The 17,827-nt window shown below is 66.4% G+C and carries 14 protein-coding genes; 7 read left to right on the top strand and 7 right to left on the bottom strand.

The window, feature by feature from the left end:
* The 5 genes from JMF82_RS05975 to JMF82_RS05955 form a co-directional block, all read right to left on the bottom strand.
* Nucleotides 1-1,417 (bottom strand): serine hydrolase domain-containing protein (locus JMF82_RS05975; RefSeq protein ID WP_236585315.1); only part of this gene is annotated, 1,417 nt, incomplete at its 3' end.
* Nucleotides 1,404-2,615: a dipeptidase gene (locus JMF82_RS05970; RefSeq protein ID WP_201313617.1), complete on the bottom strand. Its 1,212-nt coding sequence runs from the start codon at nucleotides 2,613-2,615 to the stop codon at nucleotides 1,404-1,406. The genes JMF82_RS05970 and JMF82_RS05975, both read right to left, overlap by 14 nt.
* A 5-nt stretch (nucleotides 2,616-2,620) precedes the next feature.
* The gene (gene lysA / locus JMF82_RS05965; protein WP_201313611.1) at nucleotides 2,621-3,898 is read right to left on the bottom strand and encodes a diaminopimelate decarboxylase; all 1,278 of its coding nucleotides are present in this window, start codon (nucleotides 3,896-3,898) and stop codon (nucleotides 2,621-2,623) included.
* Between the two features lie 75 nt (nucleotides 3,899-3,973).
* On the bottom strand, nucleotides 3,974-6,973 hold the full coding sequence (locus JMF82_RS05960) for a TonB-dependent receptor (RefSeq protein ID WP_201313610.1): 3,000 nt from the start codon (nucleotides 6,971-6,973) through the stop codon (nucleotides 3,974-3,976).
* A 48-nt stretch (nucleotides 6,974-7,021) separates the two neighbouring features.
* Nucleotides 7,022-8,524 carry a transglutaminase-like domain-containing protein gene (locus JMF82_RS05955; RefSeq protein ID WP_236585314.1) on the bottom strand — a complete coding sequence of 501 codons (1,503 nt, stop codon included), beginning with the start codon at nucleotides 8,522-8,524 and terminating at the stop codon, nucleotides 7,022-7,024.
* Nucleotides 8,525-8,664: 140 nt separating this feature from the next.
* Here JMF82_RS05955 and JMF82_RS05950 point away from each other — a divergent pair, with 140 nt between their 5' ends.
* From JMF82_RS05950 to JMF82_RS05920, 7 genes are all read left to right on the top strand, one after another.
* Nucleotides 8,665-9,816, top strand: coding sequence for a DUF819 family protein (locus JMF82_RS05950; RefSeq protein ID WP_201313608.1), 1,152 nt, complete (start codon nucleotides 8,665-8,667; stop codon nucleotides 9,814-9,816).
* 8 nt (nucleotides 9,817-9,824) lie between these two features.
* A complete protein-coding gene (locus tag JMF82_RS05945) occupies nucleotides 9,825-11,231 on the top strand; it encodes an SH3 domain-containing protein (RefSeq protein ID WP_201313607.1) in 1,407 nt (468 codons plus the stop codon).
* Nucleotides 11,232-11,541: 310 nt separating this feature from the next.
* Nucleotides 11,542-12,639 (top strand): dipeptide epimerase, encoded by a 1,098-nt coding sequence (locus JMF82_RS05940; protein ID WP_201313606.1) that lies wholly within the window; start codon nucleotides 11,542-11,544, stop codon nucleotides 12,637-12,639.
* A 1-nt stretch (nucleotide 12,640) separates the two neighbouring features.
* Nucleotides 12,641-13,498, top strand: a complete 858-nt coding sequence (locus tag JMF82_RS05935; RefSeq protein ID WP_201313605.1) for a MurR/RpiR family transcriptional regulator — start codon at nucleotides 12,641-12,643, stop codon at nucleotides 13,496-13,498.
* 152 nt (nucleotides 13,499-13,650) lie between these two features.
* Complete coding sequence (locus JMF82_RS05930) at nucleotides 13,651-14,316, top strand: L,D-transpeptidase family protein (protein WP_201313616.1); 666 nt, start codon at nucleotides 13,651-13,653, stop codon at nucleotides 14,314-14,316.
* Nucleotides 14,313-15,554 (top strand): dicarboxylate/amino acid:cation symporter, encoded by a 1,242-nt coding sequence (locus tag JMF82_RS05925; protein WP_201313604.1) that lies wholly within the window; start codon nucleotides 14,313-14,315, stop codon nucleotides 15,552-15,554. Before JMF82_RS05930 ends, JMF82_RS05925 begins: the two co-directional genes overlap by 4 nt.
* Complete coding sequence (locus JMF82_RS05920; RefSeq protein WP_236585313.1) at nucleotides 15,551-16,687, top strand: FAD-dependent oxidoreductase; 1,137 nt, start codon at nucleotides 15,551-15,553, stop codon at nucleotides 16,685-16,687. Before JMF82_RS05925 ends, JMF82_RS05920 begins: the two co-directional genes overlap by 4 nt.
* 18 nt (nucleotides 16,688-16,705) lie before the next feature.
* On the opposite strand, the gene JMF82_RS05915 is transcribed toward JMF82_RS05920, so the two are convergent.
* Nucleotides 16,706-16,990, bottom strand: coding sequence for a hypothetical protein (locus JMF82_RS05915; protein WP_201313603.1), 285 nt, complete (start codon nucleotides 16,988-16,990; stop codon nucleotides 16,706-16,708).
* A gap of 74 nt (nucleotides 16,991-17,064) precedes the next feature.
* Entirely contained in the window at nucleotides 17,065-17,652 is a 588-nt protein-coding gene (locus JMF82_RS05910; protein ID WP_201313602.1) for a hypothetical protein, read from the bottom strand.
* Between the last annotated feature and the right edge of the window lie 175 nt (nucleotides 17,653-17,827).

Here is a 17,827-nt window from a genome sequence, read left to right as displayed (position 1 = left end):
GGTAGCGTTGGCCAGTCCGCATCACCGTGCCCGCCAGGCGCGGCGACTTGGCGGCGGTGAAGCGCACCGATCCGTCTCGCGGGCATAGCTTGATCGCGCCGAACCACGGGTCGCGCCATTGGCCCAGCTGCGCTGCGAGTTCCTTCGCGCTCGCCGGCTGCGAGGCGGGCTCGGGCGCCTTGTGTTCGGGTGCCGAGGCATCGGCGTCGAGCTGGCCGGCGTACCAGTTCGCGTCGCGCGCATCGGCGGGCGCGGTGAAGTGCTTGGTAAGTGTTTCGATGAGCACGGTGCGCGCATCCTCCGCCTCGCTGTTGATCAGCACCACGAAGCCCGACTGCCGGTTCGGCAGCAGCACCATCGCCGAATACATGCCCGAAAGCGTGCCCGTGTGCGACACGGTGAATTGGCCATCGACGTCGGCAAGGCGCCAGCCGTAACCATAGGCATAGAACCGCGTGCCGTCCCATTCGCGGCGATGCTTGGAGATCGGCATCGGCGTGTACGGCGTCCACACGATCTGCCGTTGCGCCGGCGTCAACCAGGCGAGTTGCGCGGGCGTGGGCACCAGCCAGTTGCGGGCCCACGTCAGCATGTCGTCGAGGCTGCAGCGCACCCCGCCTGCCGCAGCGGAGGTGATGTCGGGCACGTTCGCATCGTCTGCGTTGACGACCACGTTGTGCCCGTGCTCGTACGCATGCGGTTGCGCGACATTGCCTACGGCGTCGCGGTTCCACTGGCCGATCTGGCAGCGCGAAAGGCCCAGCGGTTCGAACACCTCGCGGCGCAGGAGCCGGTCGTAACTGTCGTGCCCCGCCGCGGCGGCCACTTCGCCGGCGATCACATAGAGCAGGTTGTCGTACGCATAACCCGCGCGAAAACTGTAGGCCGGCTTGAGATAGGCAAGCCCGTGCAGGATGTCCTGTCGCGTGAATGCATTGGGTTCCGGCCACAGCATCAGGTCGCCCGCGCCCTCGCGCAGGCCGCTGCGATGCGTGAGCAGGTCGCCCACCTGCATGTGCTCGGTGACCCAGGGATCGTTCATGCGGAACTCGGGCAGGTACTTGCGCACGGGGTCATCCCAGCGCAGCTTGCCCTCCTGCACGAGGCGGGCGAGCAGGGTGCTGGTCATCGCCTTGCTGTTGGAGGCGATCTTGAACAAGGTGCTTTCGTCGATGGCTTCGCCGGTACCCGCGCGGCGCTCGCCTTTCGTGCGCGTATAGACGACCTCGCCGTGGTCGATCACGCCGACGGCCACGCCCGCGAGGTGATAACGCGCGGCCACCGTATCGACCAGGGCATCGAGCTTGGGGTCCGGCCGGGCGGCGAACGCCGATGTGGCAAGCGTGGCGCCCAGCATCGCGGCGGCAACGCGCCGCGCGTGTCCCCGTCGCGTCGCCGCGCGGTCAGTGCTTTCCATGGCTTGCGGCGGCGTGTTGTTCCACCTCACCCCACACGCGCAGCAGGTTGCCGCCCCAGATCTTGGCGATGTCCTGGTCGTTGAAGCCGGCGTGCCGCAGGGCGGCGGTGAGATTGCGCGTCTGCGTCGCATCGTTCCAGCCGGCGAGGCCACCGCCGCCGTCGAAGTCCGAGGCGATGCCCACGTGATCGATGCCGGCGACGTCGACGATGTGTTTCACGTGCTTGACGTAGTCATCGACGGTCGGCGGCGGGAGCGCGGCATCGATGCGCTTCATGCCTTCGATGTAGGCGGGCAGGTATTCGTGTTTCTCGCTGTCGAATTCCTTGTCGCCAGCCTGCTTGGCGACCTGCGCCTGCAGCGCCTTCTGCGCCAGCTGGCGGGCCGGGTCGAGCCGGATGAAGTCCTGCACGCCGACGACCTGGATGACGCCCCCCTTGGCGGCGATGGCGCGCAGCAGTTCATCGGAAAGATTGCGCGGATGGTTGTCGAGCGCACGCGCCGCGGAATGCGAGGCGATGACGGGCGCGCTGGACAGCGCCAGCACATCGCGTACGCAGGGGTCGGACGAGTGAGAGACATCGACCATGATGCCCAGCTCGTTGTCGCGCTTGACCACGGCGCGCCCGAAATCGGTGAGGCCGTACTCGGGCAGCGGCGTATCGCCCAGGCTCGCCTCGGGCGTCGAGCTGGTGCACAGGTCGTTGTTGCCCATGTGCGCCAGGCCGACGTAGCGCGCGCCCCGCTTGTACGCCTCGTCGAGGTTCTTGATGTCGTGTCCCAGCGAATAGCCGTTCTCGACGCCGATCATCGCCGACAGCTTGCCCGCGGCCTTGTTGGCGCGCACCTGCGCCGGCGACGTGGCCAGCGCAATGCGATCGGGATAGGTGTGCACCATCAGGTCGATGGCGTCGTACTTCTGCTTCGCCTGTTCCATCGCATGCTTGTAGCCTTCCGGCGTCAGCGGGCCCTGCTCGACGTAGACGATGAAGAACACCGCATCAAGTCCGCCGCGCTTCATCTTGTCCAGGTCCACCTGCAAGGGCGTTTGCTTGCCCACGTCGAAGCGCGGGTCGTGCATCAGGCCGAAGGGAATGTCCACATGGGTGTCGAGCGTGATCGGCGGATCCTGCTGCGCGGCCGTCGCGGTGCCGCCGAAAGCCAGTGCCAGGATGATCGCGCTGCCGAGGATGTTCATGCCTTTCATGCCGTCTCCCAATGTCGGGCCGGCTGTTCGCCGGCGATCATGTCTTCGAAACTCTGGCGTTGGCGCACCACGGCGTAGCGGCCCCGGTCGAGCAGCACTTCGGCCGCGAGGGGACGCGAGTTGTACGTGGAGGACATGGACGCGCCGTAAGCGCCGGTGGTGCGGATCATCAACAGGTCGCCGGCCGCGCATTCGCGCATGGCGCGAGCGCGGGCGAAGGTGTCGCCGGTTTCGCAGACGGGGCCTACGATGTCGTACTCGGTCATCGCTCGCGTCTCCCCATGCACGGGCACGATGTCATGCCAGGCATCGTACAGGCTCGGCCGCTGCAAGTCGTTCATCGCTGCATCGAGTACCAAAAACTTGCGATGTTGGCCGTGCTTGATGCGGATGACGCGCGTGAGCAGCACGCCGGCGTCGGCGACCAGATAGCGACCGGGTTCGAACAGCAGGCGGCCATGGAAGCCTTCGAGCGCGGTGCGCACCACCGCCACGTAGGCCGCGGCATCCACCGGATGATCGTGCCCTTCGCGATAGCGCACTCCCAGGCCGCCACCCACGTCGATGCTGGCGATCGCGTGGCCCGCCGCTTCCAGCTCGCGCCAGAACTGCGCCACGCGCTTGAACGCCTCCCGATAGGGGTCGAGGCTGAGGATCTGCGAGCCGATGTGCACGTGCAGGCCATCCAGTTGCACATGGGTCAGCATCTCCCTTTCGGCGAACCAGCGCCGGGCTTCGTCAATGCTGACGCCGAACTTGTTTTCCGCCTTGCCGGTGGAGATCTTGGCGTGGGTGAGTGCATCCACGTCCGGGTTGATGCGGACGGCCGCGTGCGCGGTGAGGTCCAGCGAAGCGGCCAGGCGTTGCAGGGTCAGCAGCTCGTCGTGCGATTCCACGTTGAAGCGCAGGATCTTCGCCGCCAGCGCCTCGGCGATCTCCTGCTCGCTCTTGCCCACGCCGGAGAACACGATGCGTTCGGGCGGTATGCCCGCACGCAGGGCACGCCACAGCTCGCCGGAGGAAACAATGTCGGCGCCCACGCCGTGTTCGTGCATCAGGTTGAGGATGGCCAGGCTGGAATTGGCCTTGACCGCGAAGCAGATCAGCGCGTCCAGCCCGTGCAGGGCGCGCTGAAGCGAACTGATGCGGTCGCGGATGGTGCTGGCGGAGTACGCATGGAACGGCGTGGGCACATGCCCGGCCAACGCCTGCAGGTCGACGCCGTCGACGCGTGATGCGGTGCGGGTGTCCTGCGGAGCGGCTTCGATGTTCATGCGGGTGCTGCCGTTGTCGTGGTCCGGAAAAAGCGGCAGCCCACACGAGGTGGGCCGCCGGCGGGGACGGTCAAATCAGAAATCGACCGATACGGTGAGCTGGGCGAAACGCGGTTGCTGGAAGCGTAGTGGCTGTTTGAAGGTGGAGCTGGTGCTGTTGGAGATGGTGGTCTGCAGGTCCTGGTCCACGGCGATGGTCTGCTGCTCGTTGAACAGGTTGTAGACGGCGAACTTCACGCGCAGCTGACCCTTGTCGCCCAGCGGGCGCAGGTAGGTGAGGCTGGCGCCGAGGTTGTAGGTCCACGGCATGCGGCCGTACTTGCCGCGCGGCGACGACTGGTACACGCGGTCTTCCGAGCGCGGCGAGTCGCAGTTGGCCACGCAGATGAAGTAGCTGTGGTAGTTGGTGTCGTCGTACGGGTTGCCCACGCCGAAGCCGGTGATCGGGCCGCCGGAGGCGATGTTGAGATCGCCGCCCACCTGCCAGTTCGGCGTAATGGCATAGGTGCCGCGCATCTTGATCTGATGGCGGCGATCGTTGGGCAGGTAGCCGTCGCCGCCGAAGTTCACCCATGGGTTATCGAAGTTCTCGGTGCGGCCGGTGTCGTCGAAATCGGTGTCGGAGTTGACCGGGCCTTCCGCGTTGCCGCGGTTCCACGAGAGCACGTAGGACGCATTGAAGGCCCACTTCTCGTCCCATGCCCGGTCGATCTGGAACTCCAGCGCGGTGTAGGTGCGCTTGGGCTTCACCCAGCCACGCTGGCCGAGATAGTTGCCGTCCGCATCGTACATCGCCCAGCCTTCCTTCGCCGTATCCACGGTGACCCAGCCGTCCGGCGTGCCGTCGCAGTTGGTGTCGCCCCATACGGTGACCTTCTTGCCGGGGTTGGCCATCACCCAGCCGATATAGCCGTCCGGACCGCACTTGCCGGTCGCGCTGATCTCCATGTCGTCGATGGCGTTGTGCAGCTTGCGGTAGGTGCCGTTGACGCCCCACGACCACTTGTCGTTGATCATCTGCTGGAAGCCCAGGATCAACTCGTCCTGGTAGACCTGGTCCATGTCGTGGTCGACTTCCGAGCGCAGGTCGCCGACCTTGCCATTGCCCTGCGAGGTGTCCACGCCGCCCAGTTGCGGCCCGAGGATGGGCATGGCGTACGGGTTGCCGTTCGCGTCGGTAAGCGTCTGCCAGCCGCCGAACGCGTAGTAGGTGCGCTCGTCCAGCAGGCCGCCGGCCTGCTTGATGTTGATGACGTTGGCGACGGGCAGGTAGTAGCGGCCCAGGTTGCCGTAGATCTTGGTGGTGCCGTCACCCTTCATGTCCCACGAGAAGCCGAAGCGCGGCGCCCACATGTTGTCCATCTTGATGTAGCTGTGGCCGGCGGCGTCCATGTTGTCGAAGCCGTCGCGGCGGATGCCGGCGTTCAACAGCAGGTTGGGCGTGACCTGCCAGTTGTCCTCGAGGTAGAAGGCGTCGTTGGTGGTGTCGAAGTTGCCGGAAATCTCGTAGCGACGCGCGCGCACGTAGCCGTTGTAGCCCGCGGGGATGATGCCGCCGCCGTTGGGGTTGGGAATCGACGAGCCCGGCGTGGCGGCATACACGTTGTAGTAGATCGCACCCGGACCCGGATAGCGGCGGGCGTAATCGGAATCGTCGTCCTCGTGGTCGTAGCCGAAGCGCAGCAGGTGGTCGCCCAGCTTCCACTCGAAGTCGACGCGGCCTTCCTTGCGCAGGTCGTTGCGCTTGGAGACGGAGGTGCTGGTGGTGCAGCCCAGCGGCACGCCCGGCTTGGCGACGGCGTTTTCGGCGGCGACGTGGTTGCACTCGATGTCAGCCAGCGAACGGGTGAACGATTCGCGGCGGTTCTCGCCGTACAGCACTTTCATCGACAGGTTGTCGGTGAAGTAGTTGGTGTAGGCCAGCGACCAGTTCTTGCCGCCGGTGTCGGTGTAGATCTCGTTGGTCTTGGCGCCGATGGTATCGGTGGCGTAGTCGTAGTTGTAGACCGTGCCGGTGTTCTTGTCCTTGTCCGAGAAGGCCATCAGCGAGAGCAGGTTGCTGTCGTTGATGCGCCAGTCGATCGTGGTGCCCCAGAAGCCGGGGTTGGCGCGGTTGCTGGTGAGCGCGGTGCCTTCGTCGTTCGTGTTGCGGGGCGACTCGCCGCGCGCTTCGTACATGGCGAAGAAGAACAGCTTGTCCTTCACGATCGGGCCCGACGCCCACACGTTCGTCTTCATCAACGAATCGCGGTCCTTGCTGGCGGTAAGGTAGCGGTTGCCGCTGCTGTCGTAGCGGTCCTCCGCTTCGGAGTGCCACGCGCCCGGCTCCATGGTCAGCTCCACGCCGCTGTGGAACTCGTTGGTGCCCGAGCGCGCCACGGCGTTGATCACGCCACCGGTGGTGCGGCCGAACTCCACCGAGTAGCCGCCGGTCTTGACCTGGAATTCCTGGTAGAAGTTGAACGGTGCCTCGGAGTAGCCGTTGCGGTTGTAGAAGTCGGTGACATTGAGGCCGTTCACGTAGATGGCGTTCTCGGCCACCGACGAGCCGCCGAACGAGAGGCCGCCGAACGACGAGGAGCCCTTCACCACGCCGGGCGCGAGCTGCGCGACGGAGGCAAGCGTCTGGTCCACCGGCAGGCGGCGCAGTTCTTCGCGCGAGATATTGGTGGCCGACTCGGTCGAGGTGACATCCACGGCGGTGATGATCGCGGTGCCGGTCACGTTCACCGCATCGAGGTTCTGCGCGTTGCCGCCGAGGTTAACGGTGGTGGCGTTGCCCAGCGTGACGGTGACGTTGGCCGGCGCGACGAGTTCCTTGCCGTCCTTGGCGACCGAAAGCACGTAGTCGCCCACCGGCAGGAACGAAATGCGGTAGTTGCCTTTTGCATCGGCGGTCACCGTGCGCGAGAAACCGGTCTGCGCATTGTTGATGGTGACCACGGCGCCGGCTTCGGTGTGTCCTACCACCGTGCCGTCGTTGTTACCTGCGTAAGCCCGGGGCGCGGCCATCGAGGCCAAGCCAAGCCCAAGCGCCATGCACAGCACGGTCCTTCGAAAATGCCGACTACCCATCTCCCCGTTCTCCCCCGGTTCTTGTCGTCGTTGACGTAAAAAAGCGGCTTACCTGCCGGTGCGCTCAGGCACGGGCAGAAGCTGCCAAGTGAAGTCGTAGTCCCACTGGTTGAAATACAAATTGCCGCGGCGCCATTCGAGTTCGCCGCGTTGCGAATCCACCGTCTCGGAGCGGAAGTGCTGCTTGGGCGGCACGAAGGGCTGGCTGAAATCGCTGTTGAAGGCGATGCGGTAGGCGTCGAGTCCGCCCAGGTAGAACCATTGCAGCGCCGGGTCGTCCCCCTGGCCCGGATGCAGCTGGCCGAACGTCACGTCCATCGGCACCCAGCCGTAGGGCGCCAGATAGAGCTGGCCCCAGTCGTGGATGTTGTTGTACTTGCCGTCCGAGAAGATCCAGCCCGATTGCCAGCGGGCGGGAATGCCGTTGAGGCGCAGCAGCGTGATCAGCAGCATGGTCTGTTCGCCGCAGTCGCCGTGGCCGGCGTGCAGCGTGTAGTCGCTGAGGTTGCTGATGGTCGAGTATTCGCGCGCGCCGGCCCAAGGAATCTGGTCCACCGCGGCGAACAGCTTCTGCGCGATGCGATACGGGTTTTTCTCGTCCCCTACCACCTTGCGCGAGAACGCACGCAGGTCGTCGGTGAACACGATGTGCGGCGCGCGCTCTTCCACGAAGGGCTTCAGCTCGGGCGTGAGCTTCGCGGCCACCACCTTGTTGGCGTCGATGTCGTGGTACTGGGCGTAGATGGTGAGTTCGTAGGTGACGGCGAACGTCGTCGGCTTGCCCGCTTCGGCCTTCCTTTCCAGATAGGCGGTGCGCTGCATGGTGGCGGCCGGCGCCACGTTCGCCCCCGAAGGCTGGCTGTCGACCAGCCGCACCTGCTCCTGCTGGCCGGGCAGTTCGCGGGGGAAGGGCAGCCAGGCGCGGATGGTTTCGCCGGCCGGCACCGCATCCGCATCGACCGTCACCGTTTCGGTCACGCGCACGTGGTTGGGGGTGACGCTCGTGCGATGCGTGACGAGCGACTCGGCACGCGCGGCGCGATGGTGCGCGTTGAGCGTTTCCATCGGATCGTCGTTCGACGGCGCCGGCTTGCTGCGTCGTGCCGCGGCTTCCTTGCTGAGCAGGAACAGGTTGTTCGGCGCGCGCTTGAAGTAGAGCGTGCGCCCATCGATCACCATGTGTTCGAGCAGGCCCTGCTGGTCCCAGCGGGTGAACTCGGCGTCGCTGAGGTCGGGCACCTGCTTGCGGATGCGGGCCTTGGCGGCATCGGCGTCCAGGGTGAAGTCGATCAGGATGCGACGCATCCGTTCGCGCTGGAACAGCAGCTCGTCGCGTGTGCTTGCCGGAAGCCCCGGCTCGGCCAGCGCCTTCGTAATGTCGGCGTCAGCTGACTTGAACTGCCCCGCATCGATGAGCGCAATGGCATGCTGCACGGGCGAGGGAGCCGTCGATGCGCAGGGCGTGCCGACAGCCAGCAGACAGGCAAGGGCGAGCGCGGCCGGGAGGGCGCGTCGGGTCCGCAAGATCATGAAAGGCCTGGCCATCTTCACTGCAACTCCCCTCGCAAGAAATGGCGACACCATCGTTGTGTAGCACGCTTGCAATCAGTGGTCAATAATTTATGCTTCGAACGAAACCTGCCTGAATTAGATATTCCATGGCAGGCGATCAGGGGAACCAGAGGGGACGCATGATCCACACGGCCTGGCCTTATCTCGCTGTCATGTTGCTGGCGGCGGGCCTGTTTCCCGCTCTGGAGCGGCGTTTCCGGTGGCGGTTCTTCGAGGTGCTGCCGCCCATCGTGCTCACCTACCTGCTGGTCACCGCGCTCGCCGTGACCGGCCTGTGGCAGGTGAACGAGGAGATCCGTGGCGCGCAGACCATGTTGATCGGGCACATGGTGCCGGCCTTGCTGTTCCTGCTGATGATCAACTGCGACCTGCTGGCGATCCTGAGGCTGGGGCCGCGCGTGCTGGCGGTGTTCTTCGTCACGATGGTCTGCCTGTTCGTGGCGTTCATCGCGACCTTCCTGATGTTCCGCTACTGGCTGTCGGGCAACGCCTGGCAACCGCTGGCGGCGCTTTCCGGCAGCTGGGTCGGTGGAACGGCGAACATGGTGGCGGTGAAACAGGCTATTGGCATGCCGGATCGGCTGCTGGCCATGTCATTGCTCACTGACGCGCTGTGCTACTCCATGTGGGTGGTGGTGCTGTTTGGCCTGGGCCGCCTGGCGACGAGCTTCAATCGCTGGACGCGGGCCAAGTCGAGCGCGGACATGGTGGTGGAGGAGACCCGCAGCCATGGCCCGACCACGCCGGAGAACGTGTTGCTCTGGCTGGGCATGGCCCTGCTGGTAGGCGCTTTCTCGGCATGGCTGGCCGATCGGTTGCCGACCACCGACATGGTGTCGCCCACCACGTGGACCATCATGCTGGCCACCGGCTTCGGCCTGGTCGCGGCGCAGACGCCGTTGGCCCGCTTCGCGGGCGCCGGCACGATTTCCAGCGCCATGCTGATCAGCGTGGTGGCGGTGCTGGCTTCGCAGAGCAACTTCGAAGGCATCGGTTCGGCGCCGCTCTACCTGATGTGCGGCATCAGCATCATCGCGATCCACGCCGTGCTGCTGGCGCTCGCCGCGCGCGTGTTCCATTTCGATCTCTACCTGTGCGGCATCTCCTCGCTCGCCTGCATCGGCGGCGTGGCGGCGACGCCCATTCTCGCGGCCAGCTATTCGCGCTCGCTGGTGCCGGTGGGCATCCTGCTGGCGTTGCTCGGCTATATCCTCGGTACCGCGTTCGGTCTGCTGGTGGCGTCGGTGATGTCGTCGCTGGCCATTGCGTAGGAGTCGTCATGCGAATCATGCCCAGCATTGCCTTCGTATTCGCCGCCAGCCTGGTCGCCGCGCCGGCGATGGCCGACAAGGGGCCGGATGCGGTTCCCGTGCCGCCTTCGGGCGTCATCGGCATCAGCAACAACGCGATGCTCACCGCGGATTTCTGGATCAAGCAGCTGGCGCAGCCCGATCGCGTGCTGATGGACGCGTCGGCGATCCAGGCGCAGAACGCCAAGGTGATGCAGATCGATCCTTCCATGCACGACCTGAAGGCGCTGCCGGCCGCGCTCGACCGGGCAAAGGTCGAGGGCTGGATCAAGGACCTCTCGCAATACCCCTCCAAGCCGCTGTACGACGCCAACGGCAAGCCGGTGCCCGCCACGCTCAAGCAGGAGGTCACCGATCAGCTCGCGCTGGATCGCGTGCCGCCGCAGCAGCCCACGCGCTATGGCCTGGTGGTGCAGCGTGCCGCGTTGCGCACGTTCCCCACCGACATGCGGGTGTTCACGTCCACCGACGACCACGACATCGACCGGTTCCAGGAAACCGCGGAATTCCCCGGCACGCCCGTGGTGATTGCGCATGAAAGCCGCGACGGCCAATGGCTGTTCGTGGTGAGCCCGCGCTACGCCGCGTGGACGCGCCGCGAGAACGTGGCGGAAGGTTCGGCCGCCGAAGTGTTCGGCTACGCGGGCAAGACGCCGGTGCGCATCGTCACCGGCGACAACGTCGCCACGGTATTCACTCCCGAGCAGCCAGGTGTTTCGCAATTGCAGCTGGACATGGGCATTGCCGTGCCGGTGCTGGCCGATCATCCGGCCGACCAGCCGGTGAACGGCCAGTCGGCCTACGCGTCCCATGTCATCGAGCTGCCGCTGCAGGGCGCCGAGGGCAAGCTCGCTTTCTCGCCCGCGCTGGTGCAGCGCGTGGCCGACACCAGTGACAGCTACCTGCCGCTGACCGGGGCCAACATCATTCGCCAGGGCTTCAAGTTCCTGGGCGAGCGTTATGGCTGGGGCCACGCCTACGACGGACGCGACTGCAGCGGCTTCGTGTCGGACGTCTACCGCAGCATGGGCGTGCAGATGCCGCGCAACACCAGCAAGCAGGCAATCAGCCCGGCGCTGGCGCACCGGGCGTTCACCGACAAGGACAGCCACGACGTGCGCATGAAGGCCGCGCTGGCGCTCGACATCGGTGACCTGGTCTATATCCCCGGCCACGTGATGATGGTGATCGGCAAGCTCAACGGCGCGCCCTATGTCATCCACGACACCGGCGGCATCAGCTACCTCGACGGCAGTGGCGCGATGCGCCGGGTCAAGCTCAACGAAGTGTCGGTGACACCGCTGCTGCCGCTCATGTGGGACGGCAAGCACAGCTATGTCGACCGCATGACCAGCATCGTGCACGTCCATCCATGACGGTTGCCCCACCTCCATTCTCCTTTTCGAAGACAGGAAGCCTCCTGGAGTCTGTCCTCATGGTTCAACTGTGCCGCGCCGGGAGCTGTTTGCCCGGGGGACAAGGAAGAGAGAGGGAATGTATGTCAATACATGACCGAGCGATGACGCGGGCAAACAGACCCGGCCCTTCGGGTTGCTCTGCCGTGGCCGCCATGCGGCAGCCCGCGGCTTGCTCATGCAGCCAGCATGGGCGGCGCCACGGTCTACCACCTGACGGCCACGGCAGAGCAACGCGGCACAGTTTAACCATGAGGACAGACTCCCAATCATGAAGATCACCGACATCCAGTTCGGCATGCTGCGGGTGCCCTTGAAGACGCCGTTCAAGACGGCGCTGCGCACCGTGGGTACGGTCGAAGACATCGTGGTGATGGTGCACGCCGACACCGGACACGTGGGTTACGGCGAAGCGCCGGCCACGGCCGTGATCACGGGTGATACCCACGGTTCGATCGTCGATGCGATCCGCCACTACATCGCGCCGCGCCTGATCGGCCAGGACATCGCCGACCTCAACCGCTTGACGCAGCTGATCCAGAGTTCGATGGAGAAGAACACCAGCGCCAAGGCGGCGGTGGAAATCGCCATCTACGACCTGTGGGGCCAGCTGTACAACGCGCCGCTGTACAAGCTGCTGGGCGGTGGCGATCCGGTGATCACCACCGACATCACCATCAGCGTGGACTACATCGACAAGATGGTGGCCGATTCGATCAGCGCGGTGGAGCGCGGCTTCGAGTCGCTGAAGATCAAGGTGGGCAAGGACATCGGCGTCGACATCGAGCGCGTCAAGGCGATCTACGCCGCGGTGGAGAACCGCGCGCTGCTGCGCCTGGACGCCAACCAGGGCTGGACCGCCAAGCAGGCCGTCTACGCGCTGCAGACGCTGGAGGATGCCGGCGTGCGGCTGGAGCTGGTGGAGCAGCCGGTGAAGGCGCGCGACCTGGAAGGCATGCGCTACGTCACCGAGCGCGTGCACACCCCCATCATGGCCGACGAGAGCGTGTTCGGCCCGATGGAAGTCATCGACCTCATCCAGATGCGCGCGGCCGACATCATCAACATCAAGCTGATGAAGACCGGCGGCATCTCCAACGCGATCCGCATCGCGGACATCGCGGCCATGTACGGCGTGGAATGCATGATCGGTTGCATGCTGGAAACCAGCATCAGCGTGGCGGCGGCGGTGCACGTGGCCGTGGCCAAGTCGGCGGTGATCACCAAGGTGGATCTGGACGGCCCTTCGCTGTGCCAGTACAACCCCGTCGACGGGGGCGTGATCTTCAACGAGTCGGAGATCTCGGTCACCGACGCGCCCGGATTGGGAATCCGGGAGATCCGTGGCCTGGAAAAGCTGAGCGACTGACATGTCATCCCTGGTGAAAATCCGCTCCGAACGCGACCAGATGTCGGCGGTCGAGCGGCGCATCGCCGATTTCATCCTGGAAAACGCCCAGCTGCTGCGCGACTACTCCTCGCAGCAACTGGCGAACGCGCTGGGCATCAGCCAGTCCAGCGTGGTGAAGTTCACGCAGAAGCTGGGCTTCAAGGGCTATCCGGACCTGAAATATTCGGTCGGCGAAGCGATCGCCCGCGCCGACAGCGGCGATGCGGGCGAGGTGGCCACCGAGGCGCGCGGCAGCGAGACCCAATTGCGCGCCACGGAACTCTGGCGGCGCAAGTCCGAGGCCGAAGAGGAAACGCGCCTGATCAACTCCCAGGAAACCCTGCAGGCCGTGGCCGACGCGATTGCGGCGGCGGGCTGCAAGGGCAAGGTCTTCATGATCGGCCTGGGCGACGACGACATCTATGCGCGCAGTTTCGCCTTGCGGCTGTCGCTGCTGGGCATCCCCAGCGTGCACAACTTCGATGCCCCGCGGATGGCGGCGAGCGTGTCGGCCGCGGGCGCGGGCGACGTGCTGCTGGTGTTTTCCGAGCAGGGCGGCCATCCGGCGTTGTGCAAGATCGGGCGTTTCTTTCGCGAGCGCCGCGGCCTGTTGATCTCGGTGACGCGCCACACGTCGAACCCATTGCGCGCCCTGGCCGATCTCGCGCTGCTGGTGTCGGCGCACGACGACCGCCCGTACATCCAGCCCGTGTTGTACCAGTCGGCGCTGCAGCACCTGCTCGATCGCGTGTTCGTGCAGCTGTGCGAGGGCGACGAGCAACGCCATGTGCAACTGCTGGCCAACCTGGAACGCGTCCAGCAAGCGCTGGAACCCTAGCCACTTCGCATCGATACCGGAATCCCATGAAGCCTGCGCATCGCCACTTCCTAGTCCACGCCCTGTTCGTGCTAAGCGTGGGCGCCGCGGCCTACGTCGCCGGGCAGGCGACCGCCGCGCAGGCCGACGCCCATTGGCAGCCATCGAAGCAGATGGTGCTGGTGGTGACGCCGGACTGGAATGCCGACCATGGCGTGCTGCGCACCTACGAACGCGACGGCAGCGCGTGGAAGGCCGTGGGCGAAGCGCAGGATGTCACCGTCGGCCGCTCGGGTGCGGCCTGGGGGCTGGGCCTCAACGCGCCGCAAACGGACGGGCCGCAAAAGCACGAGGGCGACGGCCGTGCCACCGCGGGCGTATTCCGCATCGGCCCGATCTTCGGCTATGCCGAACACGTGGACACGCACATGCCCTACCACGCGATGCAGGTGAGCGACTGGTGCGTCGACGTCGATGGCTCGCCGTACTACAACCAGATCGTCGATGCGAAGAAGGTGGGCGACAAGGCGGTCGCCGGTTCCAGCGAGCCGATGCGCCGCGACCTGCACATGGACGGCGACCAGCGTTACAAGCTCGGCTTCGTGATCGAGCAGAACGCGCAGGGCAAGACGGGCGGCGGCAGCTGCATCTTCGCGCACCTGTGGAAGTCGCCCACCGATGCCACCGCGGGCTGCACCGCGATGCCGGAATCCGCCATGCGTGGCCTGCTCGCCTGGCTCAAGCCGGAAGACCAGCCCGTGTTCGTGCTGTTGCCGCAGGACGCCTACCGTCGCCTCGCGGCCACCTGGCACCTGCCCGCGCCGGTCAAGCAGCCTTGAGCGCCACGACAAGGGTGCTGATTGGCCTCGCGCTGGGCGCCTTGGGTGGCCTGGCGCTGGCGGCATGGCAGCCGGAGCATGCGGTGCAGGTGGCCGATGCGGTGCAGCCGTTTGGACGTCTATGGCTCAACGCGTTGCAGATGACCGTGGTGCCACTGGTGTTCGCGCTGGTGGTGGTCGGGGTGAACACGGCCAGTGACGCCGCCGCCTCGGGCCGCATCGCCCGGCGCGCGATCGTGGCCTTCATCCTCATCCTGGTCGGCGGCGCACTGTTCGCGGCGGCAACGGCTCCGCGCCTGTTCTCGCTGTTCCCGCACAACGCCGAGCTGGCCCGCGCGCTGGACAGCGCCGTCGCCACGCATGCGGCGCCGGCAGCGGCCGGCGTGGGCTGGGCGGAATGGTTCAACGGCATCGTGCCTTCCAACGCGATCATGGCGGCGGCACAGAGCGCGATGCTGCCGCTGGTGGTGTTCGCGCTGTTCTTCGGCTTCGGTCTTACACGGATCGATGCGGAACGGCGCCAGCTGGTGATCAACTTCTTCCAGGCCATCGCCGACACCATGATCGTGATCGTGCGCTGGGTACTGTGGGTGGCGCCGCTGGGCGTGTTCGCGCTCATCCTCGCGGTATGCGCACGCGCCGGCCTGCACATGCTCAGCGCGCTGGGGATCTACGTGCTGGTGGAGTGCCTGTTGTACATCGCCGTGACGCTGCTGATGCTGCCGGTCGCGATCTTCTGGGGTGGCGAGACGCTGCGCCGTTTCGTGCCCGCGCTGGTGCCGGCGCAGATCGTGGCGGCCAGCACGCAGTCGTCGCTGGCATCGTTGCCTGCGATGCTGGAAAGCGCCGGGCGCCGGCTCGGCTATCCCCCGCAAGTCAATGCGCTGGTGCTACCCATGGCGGTGAGCCTGTTTCGCCTGACCAGCCCCGTGCAGTACGTGGTATCCGCGTGCTTCATCGCGTGGGCCTATGGCATCGACGTCGGCGCCGCCCAGCTCGCCGCGGCGGCTCTGTTGGCCGTGGTGATCAGCCTCGGCTCGGTGGGCCTGCCGGGCGCCGTGAGCTTCATGGCGACCAACCTCCCGGTGGCGCAGGCGATGGGCGTGCCGGTCGGCCCGCTGGGCCTGATGCTCGCTGTCGATGCGCTGCCGGATGCGCTGGCCACGCTGGGCAACGTCACGGCCGACCTTGCCGCCACCAGCGTGGTGGCGCATCAAACCGCTACGGACCATGCATGAGCACGATTAACGAAGCCGACGTCATCGTCATCGGCGCCGGCATGGCCGGTGCTTCGGTCGCCTACTTCATGGCGCCCCACGCGCGCGTGGTGGTGCTTGAGCGCGAGCAGCATGCGGGCGTGCATTCGACCGGGCGCTCCGCCGCCTTGTTCTCCGAGACCTATGGTTCGGCACAGGTGCGCGCATTGTCGCGAGCGACCCGGCCATTCCTCGAGCGTCCGCCGGAAGGTTTCGCCAACCATCCGATCCTGTCGCCGCGTGGCACGGTGATCATCGGCAACGGCGACCAGGCCGATGCCGTGCAATCGATGTACGAAGAGATGGCGCCGCTCGGCGATGGCGTGCGCATGGTCGATGGCGCGTGGCTGCGGGGAAGGGTGCCCGTGCTGCGCCCGGAAGCGGCGGAGATCGGCCTGTTCGAACCCGGCTCCGCGGACATCGACGTCAACGAACTGCACCAGGGTTTCCTGCGAGGCCTGCGCGCACGCGGCGGCAAGCTGCGCGCCAACGTGGATGTCCGTTCCATCGAGCGCGGCCCGGGCCATTGGTTCGTGGATGCGGGCGACGAATCGTTCCGGGCGCCGCTGTTGGTGAACGCGGCGGGCGCATGGGTGGACGAAGTGGCGGCGCTGGCCGGCGTGGCGCCGATCGGCATCCAGCCCCGGCGCCGATCGGCGTTTCTGTTCGAACCGCCGCCGCAGGTGGAAACCGCGCACTGGCCGTTCGTGATGGATGTGGAAGAGACCTTCTACTTCAAGCCCGATGCCGGCCTGCTCATGGGTTGCCCCGCGAACGCCGATCCGGTGCCACCGCACGACGTGCAGCCCGAAGAACTCGACATCGCGATGGGCATCCATCGCATCGAGCAAGCCACCACGATGACCATCCGCCGGCCCACGCGGACGTGGGCGGGGCTGCGTTCGTTCGTGGCCGATGGCGATCTGGTGGGCGGCTTCGCGCCGGATGTCCGCGATTTCTTCTGGGTGGCGGCGCAGGGCGGCTACGGCATCCAGACGTCGGCTGCGATGGGCGAAGCCTGCGCCCATCTCGCGCTGGGCCGGCCCCTGCCGGGGCACCTGCAGGCTGCCGGCATCACGGCCGAGATGCTCGATCCCAGGCGCCTGTCGCGCTAGCGCGACGCCATTGCGGGCTTACGGCACAGGGTGCCTGGGCCTGGCTCGTGGGGGCGGCAGTTCCTCGTCCCTGACCGTCGACAGCGGGACATTGGTATTCGCATGGGCCGTCACGCGCCGCGTCACGATATGGTCGTGGCGGCTTTCCAGGCGTTCGATGTAGCGCCGGCGCAGCTCCAGCAGCCATTCGGCATCCGAGCTGTCCAGCCCGGCCTCGCGCACGCGGCGCAGGTGCTCTTCTTCCAGCGCCATCAGGCGACGCGAATCACGCAGGCGCTGCTCCAGTTCGGCGATGACATGCATCGTGCCCCCTCCCTGTTCTTGCGGAGGGCCAGTATGCGCCCAGGTAATGACCGAGTTGTGAAGGCGGCAGGCCCTCAGTGCAGACGTGCGCCAAAGATCACCAGGGCCGCCATGGCGGCATGTTTCTGGTCGGCTCCCCAGGGCGGGCCGGCCCATCTGCCCATCGTGGCGATGTCTTCGGACCAGGGGCAGGCGTCGGGTTCCAGCTGGTCCAGGGCGCGCTCGGGAATCAGCCCGAGCGGCAGGCCGCAGGCGGCCACGGCGGCGGCCAGGGCATCGGGAAACAGCTTTCCTTCGGCCTGGTGCATGCGGATATGCACGGCGAGGATCTGCGCGGTGGTCCAGGCCGGCATGGGCGGCGCTGTCAGCACGGTGCCCCCGGCGATATCGTGGCCGGCCTCGCGCAGCTGCTGCACCCAGCGATCCACGCAACTGGCGGAGGCTTTTCTTGCGGCGGCGATGCCGCGCTGGACCAGCGCCTCGGCCCGGCTCGCCGTCATCCCTTCGGCGGCGTGGTAGGGCTGCCGGGCCCAGGTGGCGTTGCGGGTGTCCACCAGGGCAAGTCGCTGCCGGTCGACCAGATGGGGGTGTTCGCCCTGCAGTCCCACCGCCACGGCGGCGGCCCAGCCAGAGTGCGCCTTGAACCCGATCGCGACCTTCATGGCCTCGCTCCCCATGCTGTCGCGCATGGTCAGTGAATCCGGGGCCGGTATAGCACGGCGACATGTGAGGAAATGTCGTGGTTGCTGCAGTGCGGCGCGGGTTTGAGCACAATGCAGGTTCCGGCGCCTCTCCTCCGGCCCGGCCCATGGCACTCAATTCCTACGTTGGCGTCCC

Origin of the sequence: Dyella sp. EPa41, from assembly GCF_016586165.1 — a bacterium.
Taxonomy (GTDB): Bacteria; Pseudomonadota; Gammaproteobacteria; order Xanthomonadales; family Rhodanobacteraceae; genus Dyella.
This window is presented reverse-complemented; position numbering and strand designations above follow the sequence as displayed.

What these genes read in the sequence shown, in the direction of transcription:
- JMF82_RS05950 (WP_201313608.1), top strand. Translation starts at nt 8,665, where the DNA reads ATGATCCACACGGCCTGGCCTTATCTCGCTGTCATGTTGCTGGCGGCG.
- JMF82_RS05930 (WP_201313616.1), top strand. Translation starts at nt 13,651, where the DNA reads ATGGTGCTGGTGGTGACGCCGGACTGGAATGCCGACCATGGCGTGCTG.
- JMF82_RS05910 (WP_201313602.1), bottom strand. Translation starts at nt 17,652, where the DNA reads ATGAAGGTCGCGATCGGGTTCAAGGCGCACTCTGGCTGGGCCGCCGCC.
- JMF82_RS05945 (WP_201313607.1), top strand. Translation starts at nt 9,825, where the DNA reads ATGCGAATCATGCCCAGCATTGCCTTCGTATTCGCCGCCAGCCTGGTC.
- JMF82_RS05915 (WP_201313603.1), bottom strand. Translation starts at nt 16,990, where the DNA reads ATGCATGTCATCGCCGAACTGGAGCAGCGCCTGCGTGATTCGCGTCGC.
- JMF82_RS05935 (WP_201313605.1), top strand. Translation starts at nt 12,641, where the DNA reads ATGTCATCCCTGGTGAAAATCCGCTCCGAACGCGACCAGATGTCGGCG.
- JMF82_RS05970 (WP_201313617.1), bottom strand. Translation starts at nt 2,615, where the DNA reads ATGAACATCCTCGGCAGCGCGATCATCCTGGCACTGGCTTTCGGCGGC.
- JMF82_RS05940 (WP_201313606.1), top strand. Translation starts at nt 11,542, where the DNA reads ATGAAGATCACCGACATCCAGTTCGGCATGCTGCGGGTGCCCTTGAAG.
- JMF82_RS05960 (WP_201313610.1), bottom strand. Translation starts at nt 6,973, where the DNA reads ATGGGTAGTCGGCATTTTCGAAGGACCGTGCTGTGCATGGCGCTTGGG.
- JMF82_RS05920 (WP_236585313.1), top strand. Translation starts at nt 15,551, where the DNA reads ATGAGCACGATTAACGAAGCCGACGTCATCGTCATCGGCGCCGGCATG.
- lysA (WP_201313611.1), bottom strand. Translation starts at nt 3,898, where the DNA reads ATGAACATCGAAGCCGCTCCGCAGGACACCCGCACCGCATCACGCGTC.